12 protein-coding genes and 1 pseudogene are annotated in these 14742 nt (G+C 51.6%); all 13 read left to right on the top strand.

Going from position 1 to position 14742, the window contains the following annotated elements; genetic code table 11:
• The first annotated feature begins 15 nt into the window (after positions 1-15).
• The 13 genes and pseudogenes from hisC to wbjC all read left to right on the top strand — a co-directional run bounded on the left by hisC (position 16) and on the right by wbjC (position 14458).
• Positions 16-1128, top strand: coding sequence for a histidinol-phosphate transaminase (gene hisC / locus B7L09_RS08480; RefSeq protein WP_094468432.1), 1113 nt, complete (start codon positions 16-18; stop codon positions 1126-1128).
• 28 nt (positions 1129-1156) lie between these two features.
• Complete coding sequence (locus B7L09_RS08475) at positions 1157-3364, top strand: bifunctional prephenate dehydrogenase/3-phosphoshikimate 1-carboxyvinyltransferase (RefSeq protein ID WP_255141779.1); 2208 nt, start codon at positions 1157-1159, stop codon at positions 3362-3364.
• A complete protein-coding gene (gene cmk / locus B7L09_RS08470; RefSeq protein WP_094468430.1) occupies positions 3361-4050 on the top strand; it encodes a (d)CMP kinase in 690 nt (229 codons plus the stop codon). The genes B7L09_RS08475 and cmk overlap by 4 nt, the downstream gene beginning before the upstream one ends.
• A 119-nt stretch (positions 4051-4169) precedes the next feature.
• Positions 4170-5864, top strand: coding sequence for a 30S ribosomal protein S1 (gene rpsA, locus B7L09_RS08465; RefSeq protein WP_064451489.1), 1695 nt, complete (start codon positions 4170-4172; stop codon positions 5862-5864).
• 215 nt (positions 5865-6079) lie between these two features.
• Positions 6080-6358: a hypothetical protein gene (locus tag B7L09_RS08460; protein WP_094468429.1), complete on the top strand. Its 279-nt coding sequence runs from the start codon at positions 6080-6082 to the stop codon at positions 6356-6358.
• A 141-nt stretch (positions 6359-6499) separates the two neighbouring features.
• A complete protein-coding gene (gene ihfB, locus B7L09_RS08455) occupies positions 6500-6796 on the top strand; it encodes an integration host factor subunit beta (RefSeq protein ID WP_002554561.1) in 297 nt (98 codons plus the stop codon).
• 27 nt (positions 6797-6823) lie between these two features.
• Positions 6824-7046: pseudogene (locus B7L09_RS08450) on the top strand (lipopolysaccharide assembly protein LapA domain-containing protein).
• Positions 7047-7180: 134 nt separating this feature from the next.
• On the top strand, positions 7181-8230 hold the full coding sequence (locus B7L09_RS08445; RefSeq protein WP_010461675.1) for an LPS O-antigen chain length determinant protein WzzB: 1050 nt from the start codon (positions 7181-7183) through the stop codon (positions 8228-8230).
• A 389-nt stretch (positions 8231-8619) separates the two neighbouring features.
• Complete coding sequence (locus B7L09_RS08440; RefSeq protein WP_010461674.1) at positions 8620-9924, top strand: oligosaccharide flippase family protein; 1305 nt, start codon at positions 8620-8622, stop codon at positions 9922-9924.
• 25 nt (positions 9925-9949) lie between these two features.
• Complete coding sequence (locus tag B7L09_RS08435) at positions 9950-11083, top strand: EpsG family protein (protein WP_255141776.1); 1134 nt, start codon at positions 9950-9952, stop codon at positions 11081-11083.
• Positions 11083-12285 (top strand): glycosyltransferase family 4 protein, encoded by a 1203-nt coding sequence (locus B7L09_RS08430; protein ID WP_176457675.1) that lies wholly within the window; start codon positions 11083-11085, stop codon positions 12283-12285. Before B7L09_RS08435 ends, B7L09_RS08430 begins: the two co-directional genes overlap by 1 nt.
• Positions 12286-12298: 13 nt before the next feature.
• The gene (locus B7L09_RS08425) at positions 12299-13336 is read left to right on the top strand and encodes a polysaccharide biosynthesis protein (RefSeq protein WP_010461671.1); all 1038 of its coding nucleotides are present in this window, start codon (positions 12299-12301) and stop codon (positions 13334-13336) included.
• 3 nt (positions 13337-13339) lie between these two features.
• The gene (gene wbjC, locus B7L09_RS08420) at positions 13340-14458 is read left to right on the top strand and encodes a UDP-2-acetamido-2,6-beta-L-arabino-hexul-4-ose reductase (protein WP_010461670.1); all 1119 of its coding nucleotides are present in this window, start codon (positions 13340-13342) and stop codon (positions 14456-14458) included.
• The last annotated feature ends 284 nt before the right edge of the window (positions 14459-14742 follow it).

Here is a 14742-nt window from a genome sequence, read left to right as displayed (position 1 = left end):
TTGTGAGGCTTTAACATGAGTGGCAACTTCCTCGCCCTGGCTCAGCCGGGCGTGCAACAACTGTCGCCTTACGTGCCGGGCAAGCCTGTGGACGAGCTGGCGCGTGAGNTGAATATCGATCCGGCCAGAATCATCAAGCTGGCCAGCAATGAAAACCCGTTGGGCCCGAGCCCAAAGGTGTTGGCGGCGATTCATGAGGCGTTGGCCGAGCTGACCCGCTACCCGGACGGCAATGGTTTTGCCCTCAAGTCCCTGCTGGCCGAGCAGTGCCGCGTCGAGCTGAATCAGGTGACACTGGGCAACGGTTCCAACGACATTCTGGAGCTGGTGGCGCGTGCTTACCTGGCGCCTGGCTTGAACGCGGTGTTCAGTGAGCATGCGTTTGCGGTCTATCCGATCGCCACGCAAGCCGTCGGCGCGACGGCCAAGGTGATCCCGGCCAAAGAGTGGGGCCATGACTTGCCGGCCATGCTGGCGGCCATCGACGCGCAAACCCGCGTGGTGTTTATCGCCAACCCGAACAACCCGACCGGTACCTGGTTCGACGCTCAGGCGCTGAACGACTTCCTGCAAGACGTGCCGGAGCATGTGCTGGTGGTGCTGGACGAGGCCTACATCGAGTACGCCGAAGGCAGCGACCTGCCGGATGGCCTGGATTTCCTGGCCGCGTACCCGAACCTGCTGGTTTCGCGCACGTTCTCCAAGGCTTATGGCCTGGCGGCACTGCGGGTCGGTTATGGCTTGTCCACCCCGGTGGTTGCCGATGTGCTGAACCGCGTGCGTCAGCCGTTCAACGTTAACAGCCTGGCCCTGGCCGCTGCGTGCGCTGCACTGCAAGACACCGACTACCTGGCCGAAAGCCGTCGCCTGAACGAAGCCGGCATGCTGCAACTGCAGGAAGGTTTCCGTGAGCTGGGGCTGGGCTGGATCCCTTCCAAGGGCAACTTCATTTGCGTCGACCTTGGCCAAGTGGCCGCGCCTGTGTTCCAGGGCCTGCTGCGCGAAGGCGTGATCGTGCGCCCGGTGGCCAACTACGGCATGCCGAACCACCTGCGTATCACCATTGGCTTGCCGGCAGAAAACGCCCGCTTCCTGGAGGCGTTGGCCAAGGTTCTGGCTCGTGGTTGATGTCACTGCATTGCAACCTGCTGTGCCTATGATCGGTCGCCTGGTGGTGGTCGGTCTGGGGTTGATCGGCGGTTCGTTTGCCAAGGGTTTGCGCGAAAGTGGCCTGTGCCGCGAAGTGGTCGGGGTCGATCTCGATCCGCAGTCGCGCAAGCTCGCGGTTGAGTTGGGCGTGGTGGATCGCTGTGAAGCTGACCTGGCTGTCGCTTGCCAGGGGGCTGATGTGATCCAGCTCGCCGTGCCAATTCTGGCGATGGAAAAAATGCTTGGCCGATTGGCCGGCATGGACCTGGGGCAGGCGATTCTGACCGACGTTGGCAGCGCCAAAGGCAATGTCGTGCGTGCCGCGACCGAAGCGTTTGGCGGCATGCCTGCGCGCTTTGTACCGGGCCATCCGATTGCCGGCTCCGAGCAGAGCGGGGTGGAAGCCTCCAATGCGCAGCTGTTCCGTCGCCATAAGGTGATCNTGACGCCGCTNGATCAAACCGATCCGGCCGCGCTGGCAGTGGTCGACCGTTTGTGGCGCGAATTGGGCGCCGATGTCGAGCACATGCAGGTCGAACGTCATGACGAGGTGTTGGCGGCAACCAGCCATCTACCGCACTTGTTGGCGTTCGGCCTGGTCGATTCGTTGGCCAAGCGCAATGAAAACCTTGAGATCTTCCGTTACGCTGCGGGCGGTTTCCGCGATTTCACAAGAATCGCGGGTAGCGACCCGGTNATGTGGCACGACATCTTCCTCGCCAATCGCGAAGCGGTGTTGCGCACGCTGGACACCTTCCGCAGTGACCTCGATGCCTTGCGCGACGCGGTCGATGCCGGGGATGGCCATCAATTGTTGGGCGTATTCACTCGGGCGCGGGTGGCACGCGANCATTTCAGTAAAATCCTGGCCCGCCGGGCTTATGTGGACGCTATGAATTCCAACGACCTGATTTTCCTGGCACAACCTGGTGGCCGCCTGACTGGGCGGATTCGAGTACCAGGCGATAAATCGATTTCTCACCGTTCGATCATGCTTGGCTCCCTCGCTGAAGGTGTCACCGAAGTCGAAGGCTTCCTCGAGGGCGAAGACGCCCTGGCGACCCTGCAAGCCTTCCGCGACATGGGCGTGGTGATCGAAGGTCCGCACCACGGGCGCGTGACCATTCATGGCGTAGGCCTGCATGGCCTNAANCCTGCGCCGGGCCCGATCTACCTGGGCAACTCCGGCACTTCGATGCGTCTGCTGTCGGGCCTGCTGGCTGCGCAGGACTTCGACAGTGTCCTGACGGGTGACGCTTCGCTGTCCAAGCGCCCGATGAGTCGCGTGGCCGACCCGTTGCGTGAAATGGGCGCCGTGATCGAGACCGCCGCTGAAGGTCGCCCACCGATGACTATTCGTGGCGGCAACAAGCTCAAGGGCCTGACTTACACCATGCCGATGGCCAGTGCCCAGGTTAAGTCCTGCCTGCTGTTGGCCGGCCTGTATGCCGAAGGCAAAACCACCGTTACCGAGCCGGCACCGACTCGCGATCACACCGAGCGCATGCTGCGCGGCTTCGGCTATCCGGTCACTGTCAGCGGTGCTACCGCTTCGGTCGAATCCGGCCACAAGCTGACCGCTACCCATATTGAAGTGCCGGGCGATATCTCCTCGTCCGCGTTTTTCCTGGTGGCCGCGTCGATCGCCGAAGGTTCTGAGCTGGTGCTCGAGCACGTTGGTATCAACCCGACCCGTACCGGTGTGATCGACATCCTGCGTCTGATGGGCGCTGACATCACCCTGGAAAACCAGCGTGAAGTCGGCGGCGAGCCTGTGGCTGACCTGCGCGTAAGGGCAGCTAAACTCAAAGGTATCGAGATTCCCGAAGCGCTGGTTCCGCTGGCCATCGACGAATTTCCGGTACTGTTTGTGGCGGCGGCCTGCGCCGAAGGGCGCACCGTATTGCGCGGCGCCGAAGAGCTGCGAGTCAAGGAATCGGACCGTATCCAGGTCATGGCGGATGGCTTGCTGGCGCTGGGCGTCAAATGCGAACCGACCCCGGACGGCATCATCATCGACGGCGGCCTGATCGGCGGCGGCGAAGTGCTTGCCCATGGTGATCACCGGATTGCCATGGCATTCAGCGTGGCTTCCCTACGCGCCACCGCACCGATCCGCATCCATGATTGTGCCAACGTCGCAACCTCGTTCCCGAACTTCCTCGCGCTGTGTGCGCAGGTCGGCATCCGTGTTGCACAAGAGGCTCAGTCGTGATTATCAAGCCACCGGTCATCACCATCGACGGGCCTAGCGGTTCGGGCAAGGGCACTATTGCCGGGATTCTGGCCAAGCGCTTGGGCTGGTGCTTGCTGGATTCCGGCGCGCTGTACCGCCTGCTGGCATTTGCCGCGCGCAATCATGGCGTCGATCTGACCAATGAAGAGTCGCTGAAGCTGCTGGCCGCTCATCTGGATGTGCAGTTCGTCGGTGCGACCGAAGGTCATCCGCAGCGGATCATCCTTGAAGGTGACGATGTCACTGATGATTTGCGTAACGAACAGGTAGGCGCCTGGGCTTCCCAGGTGGCGGCCTTGCCGGCCGTCCGCGACGCTCTGCTTCAACGCCAGCGGGCGTTTCAGGAGCCTCCGGGGTTGGTTGCCGATGGGCGCGACATGGGCACGGTGGTTTTCCCGGACGCGCCGCTGAAGATATTCCTGACCGCCAGCGCCGAGGAGCGGGCTCGCCGCCGTTACTTGCAGTTGAAGGGCAAAGTCGATGGTGTTAGTCTGTCGAGTCTGCTAGATGAGATCCGTGCACGCGATGAGCGTGATACCCAGCGTGCGGTAGCCCCGCTCAAGCCGGCGGCTGACGCCATACAGCTGGATTCCACGGAGTTGTCCATCGAGCAGGTGCTGGAACGCATCTTGAGTGAAATCGCCATTCGCGATATCGCCGGGTGACCAAGAAGGCTGCAGGGGACCAGTCATAGTCCTGCGGTGCTTCTTCTAATTGAAACTAACCCACACCGTCTGGGGTGTGGAGATGGGCGTATTCTTCGCCCTTATCAACAGGAATTAAAATGAGCGAAAGCTTTGCGGAACTCTTTGAAGAAAGCCTAAAAACCCTGAACCTTCAGGCAGGCTCCATCATCACCGGTGTTATCGTTGATATCGATTACCAAGCTCGCTGGGTAACCGTTCACGCTGGTCTGAAGTCTGAAGCACTGATCCCGCTGGAACAGTTCTACAACGATGCTGGCGACCTGACTATCAATGTCGGTGACGAAGTTCACGTTGCTCTGGACTCGGTTGAAGACGGTTTCGGTGAAACCAAGCTGTCCCGTGAAAAAGCCAAGCGCGCTGAATGCTGGATTGTTCTCGAAGCAGCCTTCGCAGCTGAAGAAGTGGTCAAGGGCGTTATCAACGGTAAGGTTAAAGGCGGCTTCACTGTCGACGTTAACGGCATCCGTGCGTTCCTGCCAGGTTCTTTGGTCGACGTTCGTCCAGTGCGCGACACCACGCACCTGGAAGGCAAAGAACTCGAATTCAAGGTCATCAAGCTCGACCAGAAGCGCAACAACGTTGTCGTTTCCCGTCGCAGCGTCCTGGAAGCAGAGAACTCCGCCGAGCGTGAAGCTCTGCTGGAATCCCTGCAGGAAGGCCAACAAGTCAAAGGTATCGTCAAGAACCTCACCGATTACGGCGCATTCGTCGATCTGGGTGGCGTCGATGGCCTGCTGCACATTACCGACATGGCTTGGAAGCGTATCAAGCATCCTTCCGAAATCGTCAACGTTGGCGACGAGATCGATGTCAAGGTTCTGAAGTACGATCGTGAGCGTAACCGCGTTTCCCTGGGCTTGAAGCAGCTGGGCGAAGATCCATGGGTTGCTATCAAAGCGCGTTACCCAGAAAGCACTCGCGTAACCGCGCGTGTTACCAACCTGACCGACTACGGCTGCTTCGCTGAGCTGGAAGAAGGCGTGGAAGGCCTGGTACACGTTTCCGAAATGGACTGGACCAACAAAAACATCCACCCTTCGAAAGTCGTACAAGTCGGCGACGAAGTGGAAGTTATGGTTCTGGACATCGACGAAGAGCGTCGTCGTATCTCCCTGGGCATCAAGCAGTGCAAATCTAACCCATGGGAAGATTTCTCTGGCCAGTTCAACAAGGGCGATAAAATCTCCGGCACCATCAAGTCGATCACCGATTTCGGTATCTTCATTGGTCTGGACGGCGGCATCGACGGCCTGGTTCACCTGTCCGACATCTCCTGGAACGAAGTTGGCGAAGAAGCTGTTCGTCGTTTCAAGAAGGGCGACGAGCTGGACACCGTTATCCTGTCGGTTGACCCAGAGCGCGAGCGCATCTCCCTGGGTATCAAGCAACTGGAAAGCGATCCGTTCTCCGAGTACGTTCAAGAGAACGACAAAGGCGCAATCGTTAAGGGCACAGTGAAAGAAGTTGACGCTAAAGGCGCCATCATCACTCTGGCCGACGATATCGAAGCGACTCTGAAAGCCTCCGAAATCAGCCGTGACCGCGTTGAAGACGCGCGTAACGTTCTGAAAGAAGGCCAGGAAGTAGAAGCCAAGATCATCAGCGTTGACCGCAAGAGCCGCGTAATCCAGCTCTCCATCAAGTCGAAAGACGAGATCGAAGAGAAAGAAGCCATTCAGAGCCTGCGCGACAAGCCAGCCTCGTCTGAGCCTTCTGCTGGTCCTACCACTCTGGGCGACCTGCTGCGTGCACAGATGGAAAAACAGAACTAAGTTCTGTCAGACCATAGAAAAAGGGCGACTTCGGTCGCCCTTTTTTGTGCCTGGGATTTGGTGAGCGTGGTGATGATTCATGTTGGTCCGGCAGTCCTTGCAACCAATGGTTCTTCTACGTTGTCTCTTTCTTTAATCGGATCAATCGCTTATTTGCAGCTAGTCTTACCTCAAGCGAACGAATGTCGGGCAGGGTGCCTGCCATAAGGAAGTGAATGAACAAGCTCATTGTCGCAATTGCGGTATTGACACTGGCGGGTTGTGGTACGAACGCCAAGACCCATGCTGTGCGCGGAGTCAGTGGCGTAGAGATAGATTGCTCGGGATTGGGTTCTGGGTGGGAGAAGTGTCGTAAGCGCGCGGACAAAGAGTGTAAGGCGGCAGGTTACAAGGTTATAGCAAGGTCCGACGATGCAAAGGATGAGGATGAATTCCCTTTCGGCTTTAATCCTGCGGGGTATCTGACGCGCACCATGCTGGTGATTTGTCGCTGAGGCAGATCGCGTCGTAGTTCGTGGCAATTGGGCGGTCATTGCTGGTAGAGATATGTGAAAACTCGGGCTGTTCAAATTCCTCCGGGCATGCTAAAACCTTCGAAGCGCTTTTCCTAGCTGCTTGAAAAAGAAGGGAAAAATATGACGAAGTCGGAGTTGATCGAACGAATTGTCACCCATCAAGGGCTGCTTTCATCCAAGGATGTAGAGCTGGCTATCAAGACTATGCTCGAACAGATGTCCCAGTGTCTGGCTACCGGAGATCGAATTGAGATCCGTGGGTTTGGTAGCTTCTCCTTGCACTATCGTGCGCCCCGCGTTGGTCGCAATCCGAAGACAGGTCAGTCGGTTAGCCTTGATGGCAAGTTTGTGCCGCATTTCAAGCCGGGGAAGGAGCTTAGGGATCGGGTGAATGAGGATGAGGAAGAGGGGTTTTGATAGTCACAGCGGACGAAGGAGCTACCTATGAGTAATCTCAAACGTTTACTCTTCGGAATTTTTTCCCTTTTACTGGTCTTGGCCGTTCTGGTGTTTGTGCTTGAGAATCAACAATCTGTTTCTCTGCTCTTTTTGGGATGGAGCGGGCCGCAGTTGCCGGTATCAGTTGTGACTGTAGGTGCTGTTAATCGGCTTGGCGGTGGGGCCGCTGCTCGTCTGGTATGTTAGTCTGCGAAGGTCTCGAGCCTAGAATCAGGTTTACTTTGAATAAGCTATTTGGCCAAGGAAAAAAGGCTGTTGCATTTTAGCTAATGCATTAGCGTTTGCGGGCTGTATTATTCCGTATGCAAGGCTCTTTTTAACGTTTCAAGGATACTGATATTCATGCCTCAGCTCCCGGCCGCCTCAACTAGCAATGATGAAATAGATCTTTTTGTCTTTATCAAAGCGCTGTGGGTGCAGAAATGGATAGTCGTTGGTGTAACCGTGCTCGTGTCGTTGGCTGCCATTGTCTATGCCTATACAGCTAAGCCGGTGTACGAAGCTAAGATATACATGTTACCTCCGACACAAAATGATATTGCAGATTTTAATTACGGCCGCGCATTGAATTCTGATCTGCCACCTTACTCTGTCAAAGATGTTTATGACGTATTTGCGCGCAATCTTTTTAGTGAGTCTTTACGGCAGGAATTTTTTGATGATGTATATCTACCCTCGCTACCTGAAGATGTCCGCAAAGGCTCGCATGACCGGTTGTATCAGGGTTTTGCAAAGCAACTGATCATCTCTGCCGGTGGTAAAGACAGCCCTGATCGCTACTCCATTGCTGTACAAAGCTATAAGCCTTCGGAGGCGGGCAATTGGGTGCGTGCATACGTGCGCAATGCCAGTGTTGCGGCTAAAAACGAAATGATCAAAAACGTTGTCAGAGAAGCTCAAGTCAGAGCGCGTAATCTAGATCAGCAAATCAACGGTTTGCGGGAAAGCGCTAGCCGGGAGCGTGAAGATAGAATAAAAATTCTGAGTGAGGCTTTGGTCATCGCTAAAGCGATAGGTTTGAACAAGCCGGTAATTATCAGTGGTAAAACTCCTGCAGAGCTGTCGATGGGAGTGGACGGGCAGACCTTATACATGCGCGGCAGCGATGCGCTTCAGGCTGAAATTCGCAGTTTGGAAAGTCGCGATTCCGACGACCCGTTTATTCAGAATTTGCGTGTGTTGCAAGTTAAATACTCATTTCTCAAAAAACTGACCCTCGATCCCTCCAGTGTTTCGGTCTATCGACAGGATGGGGCGGTTGATGATCCTGACAGCCCTATTAAGCCGGATAAGTTATCAATCCTGATAAAAGGAATTTTCTTGGGTGTATTCCTCGGTCTGGTGCTGGCGTTATCTCGGCACTTCATTCCGTTGTTGCGCGCCAGGGTTTAATTTTTCGAGTGACGGCGACTTCGTTACGCCGTACACGCTAGAGCTCCGGGGCTTTGCGAAATGTTGCGAATGCCCTAAGACGCTTAACGCGACCTAGCACAATCATTCGTTTTTAAGCCATAAAACCGTTCGCTGGCCGCAAGGGAGGCTTTTGGGTGGGCGCTCCTCTTTCGGAGCTCCAATTGTTGACTAATAAATCAACAAAAAGCAGCCTTGCTAACGGCACTGTGATAGTCAGGAATGCGCCTGTGCAATAAAATCTGGTAACGCTGTTGTGTCATCTAGGAGATAATAGAGAAACGCGCAATAAGGAGATTTTTAGCCAGGCGCAGTAAAAAATGCATTAGGTTGTAAATAATCACAGATGCTATTGCGGTTGGCGAAAATGTATGGTAGGCGACAAGGTTATGGTTGGTCAGACACGGATGCAGAGCGGAATGATTAGGCCCATCATAAACATTGGTTGTCAGGCTGTTTTTAAATTAGTGTTCGCTATCGCATCTCTGAAAGTAGTGGCATTTTATGTCGGGCCGAGCGGAATGGCTGTTGTCGGACAGATACAGGCTTTTCTTCAGATATTAAGTGCAGGTGCCTCATCAGTTACGACTTCTGGTGTGGTGAAGTTGATAGCTGAGGAAAAATATCCTAAAGAGCGAGTCCTGCAGTCCTCATTGGTATTGTTGTCAGCGTTCTGCCTTTTTTTTGTTGTGATGCTGCTTTTTACAAGTAATCTGATATCTGATTTTTTCTTGCAGGGTGGTTGGGCGGGGGTGTTGTTGCTACTGCCGCTTGGCGCTTTTTTTATAGGCTTGAATAATTTATTCGTCTCTTACTTTAACGGGGGGCAGAAGTATAGCGAATACTTTTGGTACTCTGTAATAACGGCCTTTTTTACAGCGTTCATGACGTGCGCTATGTCTTTTCTCTTTGGAAAAGAAGGGGCGGTTTACTCGATCGTGCTTGCGCCTGCTATTGCTGGTTTATGTATATTGCTCTTGCCAGCAAGGTTTAGACTTCCAAAGCTGGATCTGACTTGTCTTAATCTGAAAATCATAAAAATTCTGTTGTCGTATTCGCTCATGGCGTTGGGTTCAGTAGTTATTGTCTATGGGGTGCAGATTGTGCTCAGAGACTATATAACCACAACTGGTTCAATGGCTGAGTCGGGTATGTGGTATGCCGCCACCCGTTTATCTGACATATATATGGGTATATGCAGCGTGCTGTTTTCCACATTGTTATTGCCTAAGTATAGTTCTAATGAGGGTAAAGCTCTGACAGGTGTGGTGAGTCGCATTGCATTGATGACACTGGGCTTCGTCTTGCTAATGATTCTCTCTGTAAGTCTTCTAGCGGATTTTGCTGTTCGGCTGATTTATGGCGAGGCATTTTCAGCCGCTGCGGAAATAATAAAAATATACGTGCTTGGTGACGCCTTGAAGTGTTTGAGTTGGGTCTTCCTTTACGTAATGATAGCCAAACAACATGTTCGATTTTATCTGGGTTATGAGGTGGTTAGCGCACTACTTTATTTGTTTCTCTGTATCGTGTGCTATCAATTTGCCGGTTTCGATAACATGGCCTACGGGTATCCGTTGCAGGGCGCTGTTTCGCTGCTGATGGTCTTGATATGGTTTTTGGTAAGTCCGTACAAATTGACTTCAGAGCAGAATAATAAGCATGACGTATTATAATTATCTATATGCTTTCGTATGGTTGATGGCCGTTCTTTCGCTGAAAAAAAGCAATCTGCCATCTGTATGGTTATTTTCTTTTCAGGTGATATTTCTTGCTCTATTTGTAGGGCTGAAATTTCAGACTGGATATGACTGGCCTATCTATGAAGCGCATTACGCAGCGATACAGAGAGGTGAAAGTTTTTACCTTGATTTTGAGTTTGGGTATGAGTGGATCGTCCAGGTAGCATCCAGGGTTGGCCTGGCATTTGAGCAGTTTTCTGCCGTAGTGAGTGTGTTGGAAGTTGCTTTTATTGCTATTGCGGTCAGGCACTTTTTTCCTCGGTATTGTTTGGTTGTTATGGCTGTCATGTACTCGGTGCCGGATTTTTATCTGATCCCTACATTTTCGTTGCTCAGGCAAGGGCTTGCAGTAAGTATATTTTTAATCGGTGTCTGTAAGGTTTTTTCAGGAAAAAAAATCTCAGGGCTGGTGTATTTTACAATTGCTTGCTCGCTACACTACTCGGTGATTGGTGGTGTGTTTCTACTTGGGTTAGTATATATATTTCCGTTGAGTCGGATGACGTTCTCGCTGATTTTTGCTGCGGCAGTAGTGCTGTATGTAGCTTCGTTCGATATCATTCGAGGTGTCGTAGAGGTATTGATAGTTTATGTCGATCCTAAATATATGATTTATTTGGATCGGGATGTATTCAATGCGTCTTTTGCTTACAGGGCTGCGTTTGCCGTCGTGTCGCTAGTGATTTTTACATGCATATATAGCGCGTGGATGAGGCGAGAGTCTTCTGATGGCGATCATTTTGACCGAGGCTTCGGTTTGTTGTCATATCGGTTGGCCCTTCTGGGGGTTCTCATTCCGCTTATTATATTTGGGTTTCCGACCTTATCTACCCGATATCAATATTTTTTTGCGATATTCGTTATCGGGTGCTCGCTGGGTGCGTTGCAGTACGTAAACTATGCAAGTCGCATTATGGTGGTTGCTGTCATAGCAGTGACTGCGTATCTGCCATTTTATCGATTTCTTTCAAGTCCGCTTTCGATAGTTTATATACCCTATCAAAGCCAGCTATTTTATGATCAAACAAATTCGACTGGGCACGATCGGACTAACGACTTGCTCAACCAATTAGACGTGCTGTGGTCAAAATGATGAAGCCAAGTAAAGATATTGTGTTGCTTACTACCAAGTATGCTGATGACAAAAAAGACGCCTGGCTGACAAATGAGTTGGCCTATTCTCTAAATGAAGAGGGGCACAATGTATCAGTGGTCGTCTTTTCATGGCTCAAAAATGAGCCTGTATCCCTTACCAGGGAAATAGACGGCATAACCGTTATAAGGGTCAAGCTTCCAGCCGTATTTTACAATACAGGTGCGATCGGCACTGCCCTCAAGATATTTTTGTTTCCGTTTTTGGCTAGATATGAAGTGCGTAAGCAAGTCAGACAATGTGATCTGTTGATTGCCAATACGCCCTGCGTGACTATTTTAGGATTGGCTCGGTTTTTTAGAAAAAAATATAATGCCAAGTCCTATTTGGTGCTTTGGGATTTCTTTCCTTACTATTTGAAGGATCTCGGGGCAATAAGAAACAAGCTTTTCTTTGGTTTTTTTCGTCATCTTGAGCAGATGATGTATAAAAGTTTCGATCGTATCGGCTGCATGACCGAGGGTAATGCCCGGTTTCTATTTGATAATTTCCCCTCGGTGGATAAAGAGCGCGTAGAAATATTGCCGCTTTGGGCGAAGATCAAGCATGTTGATCCAATAGACAAGTCTGCGATAAGGTTGAAATACAACTTGCCACCGACGGGTTTCATTGCTGTCTATGGTGGTGCCATGTCTATTGTTCAAGAGTTGGAAAATATCCTTGATTTGGCCGCGCTGTACTCGGGTAACGAGTTGACCTTTCTTTTTATTGGTAAGGGAACGGAAAAAGAAAGTTTGCAGGCATCGGTATCTTCTCGAGGGTTGAAGAATGTAAAGTTCATAGATTATATTCCTCGCGATGAATATCAGCATGTAGTCCAGGCCTGCGATGTGGGCTTGATTTCGTTATCTAAAAAGTTGACAGTCCCTAGTTTTCCTTCTAAGTCACTAGACTACTTTAAAGTTTCTCTTCCGGTGCTTGCCTCTCTGGATTCGGTTACGGATTTTGGAGATATACTTGAAAAAGAAATACGTGCCGGGTTTGCCGTGGTGGCGGGAGAGGTACATAGTTTAAAAGATAAGTTGGATCTGCTCATAAGGGACGCTGAGCTTTGTACGGCGCTCGGGGCCAATGGTCGGCGCTATTACGAAAAGTACTTGAGTGTCGAGAACGCAAGAAGTATTATCATATCATCATTATAAGTGGGGTCTTCTCATGGCTATTTCTTTCAGTAATTCTACGCTTTTGATCACTGGAGGCACGGGCTCCTTCGGTAATGCTGTGCTGAAAAGGTTTCTCGATACCGATATTAAAGAAATACGCGTGTTCAGCCGGGACGAGAAAAAACAGGATGACATGCGTAAAAAATACGCTAACACCAAGCTGAAGTTTTACATCGGCGATGTTAGAGACTTTCAAAGTGTGCTTAACGCTACGCGTGGCGTAGATTACATTTTCCATGCGGCAGCCTTGAAGCAGGTTCCTTCTTGCGAATTCCATCCGATGGAAGCCGTGAAAACGAACGTCCTCGGTACTGATAATGTACTGGAAGCAGCGATACAAAATAATGTAAAGCGCGTCGTTTGTCTAAGTACCGACAAAGCCGTTTATCCAATCAATGCGATGGGCATATCCAAAGCAATGATGGAAAAAGTGATGGTTGCCAAGTCGCGTAATGACAATAATACGGTTATCTGCGGTACACGTTACGGTAACGTCATGGCATCGAGAGGTTCGGTGATTCCGTTGTTTGTTGATCAGATCAGGGCTGGCATACCTTTGAGCCTGACTGATCCAAACATGACGCGGTTCATGATGACATTGGCGGATGCGGTCGATCTGGTTTTGTACGCTTTCGAACATGGAACTAATGGAGACATGTTTGTCCAGAAGGCCCCGGCTGCTACCGTTGAAGTATTGGCGACGGCACTGATCAATATGCTGAATGTACCGAATCATCCCGTACAGGTTATTGGGACCCGTCATGGCGAAAAGCTTTTCGAAGCTTTGCTCAGTCGTGAAGAAATGGCCTGTGCTGAAGATCGGGGTGATTACTTCCGTGTTCCACCAGACCTGCGTGACCTTAACTACTCCAAGTTCGTAGAGCAGGGAGAGACAAAGATTTCCCGTACTGAAGACTACAACTCACATAATACTGAACGTCTCGATGTTGAAGGTATGCAAAAGCTATTGCTCAAATTGAATTTTATGCGCGCTATCCAGCGTGGTGAGCACGCGACGCCTGAGGAATAAGAAATGAAGGTTCTGATTACAGGTGCCAATGGTTTTGTCGGCCAGAATCTCATTTCTCATTTGAGTGAGAAGGCCGATGTCGAAGTGGTGCGCTTTACCCGGGAGGATTCGCTGGAGCGCTTGCCAGGTCTGGTTGCCCAAGTCGATTTCGTTTTCCATCTGGCAGGTGTCAATCGTCCGCTGGACCCTCAAGAATTCCATACCGGTAATACCGATCTGACTCGGGCGCTTTGTGAAGCTATCCGTGCCAGTGGGCGACGGATTCCAGTGTTGTATACCTCGTCCAGTCAGGCTGAATTGGACAATCCTTACGGCAATAGCAAGCTGGGTGCCGAACAAGTGTTAATTGATCTGAACTCGACTTATGGTTCAGCAATCCACTTGTTCCGTTTACCTAACGTTTTTGGTAAGTGGGCTCGACCTAACTACAATTCTGCAGTGGCGACCTTTTGTAATAATGTGGCTCGTGATCTTCCGATTCAGATAAATGATCCGCAGGCTCGCATTAATCTTGTTTACATTGATGATGTGATTGCCCATTTCATTGCTGTAATGGAAGGAAAGAAAGCCGGTTCGCCGTTTGTTGATGTTAAGCCTCAGTACAGCATCACGGTTGGTGCGCTCGCAGAACAACTGGCCGCCTTCCGAGACAGCCGCAAGTCGATGATTACCGAACCTGTGGGGACGGGGCTTGTCAGGGCTCTGTATTCCACTTACCTGAGTTATCTGCCACCCGAGCGTTTTACTTACGAGGTTCCCAAGCATGGTGATCCACGTGGTGTGTTTGTGGAGATGCTTAAAACCCAGGACTCCGGGCAATTTTCTTACTTTACGGCTCACCCGGGAATAACGCGCGGAGGACATTATCATCACTCAAAAACCGAAAAGTTCCTTGTTATTAAAGGCACAGCATGTTTCCGTTTTCGCCACATTGTTTCCGGTGAATTCTACGAGTTGGTGACGACAGGTGAAACACCGGAGATCGTCGAGACAGTTCCAGGTTGGACTCACGACATTACCAATACAGGCGCTGAAGAAATGATTGTTATGCTCTGGGCTAACGAGATTTTCGACCGTGAAGAGCCCGATACTTTTGCATCGCCAGTCGGTACGGAAGCTTAATGACTGCACGCTCCGCCTTACTCCTTGAGACGAGGGTGGGCGGCGCTGTAGTTTTAGGGCAGCGCTGCGTGGTGGAGATGTTGGTTTTCTGAGTCTGATATTTTGAGATGTCATCTCCCGGCGTTACGGCATTGTTTGTAACGGTTGAAAATCCGGAACAGGCTTCGTGTTTGCATTGACCAATCGTCAGTCGGGACCGGTTTTCGCGCGGTTTCGAATGATGATTGGACGTGTTCGCTGTGCGTCACCGGGGGCGAGCAGGCGAATGGCTCCAGTCGGTGGTA

It is taken from the genome of Pseudomonas mandelii, from assembly GCF_002251635.1.
Lineage (GTDB): Bacteria > Pseudomonadota > Gammaproteobacteria > Pseudomonadales > Pseudomonadaceae > Aquipseudomonas > Aquipseudomonas mandelii_B.
Note: the sequence above shows the minus strand (reverse complement) of the source record. Positions and strands in the feature narration are given on the sequence as shown.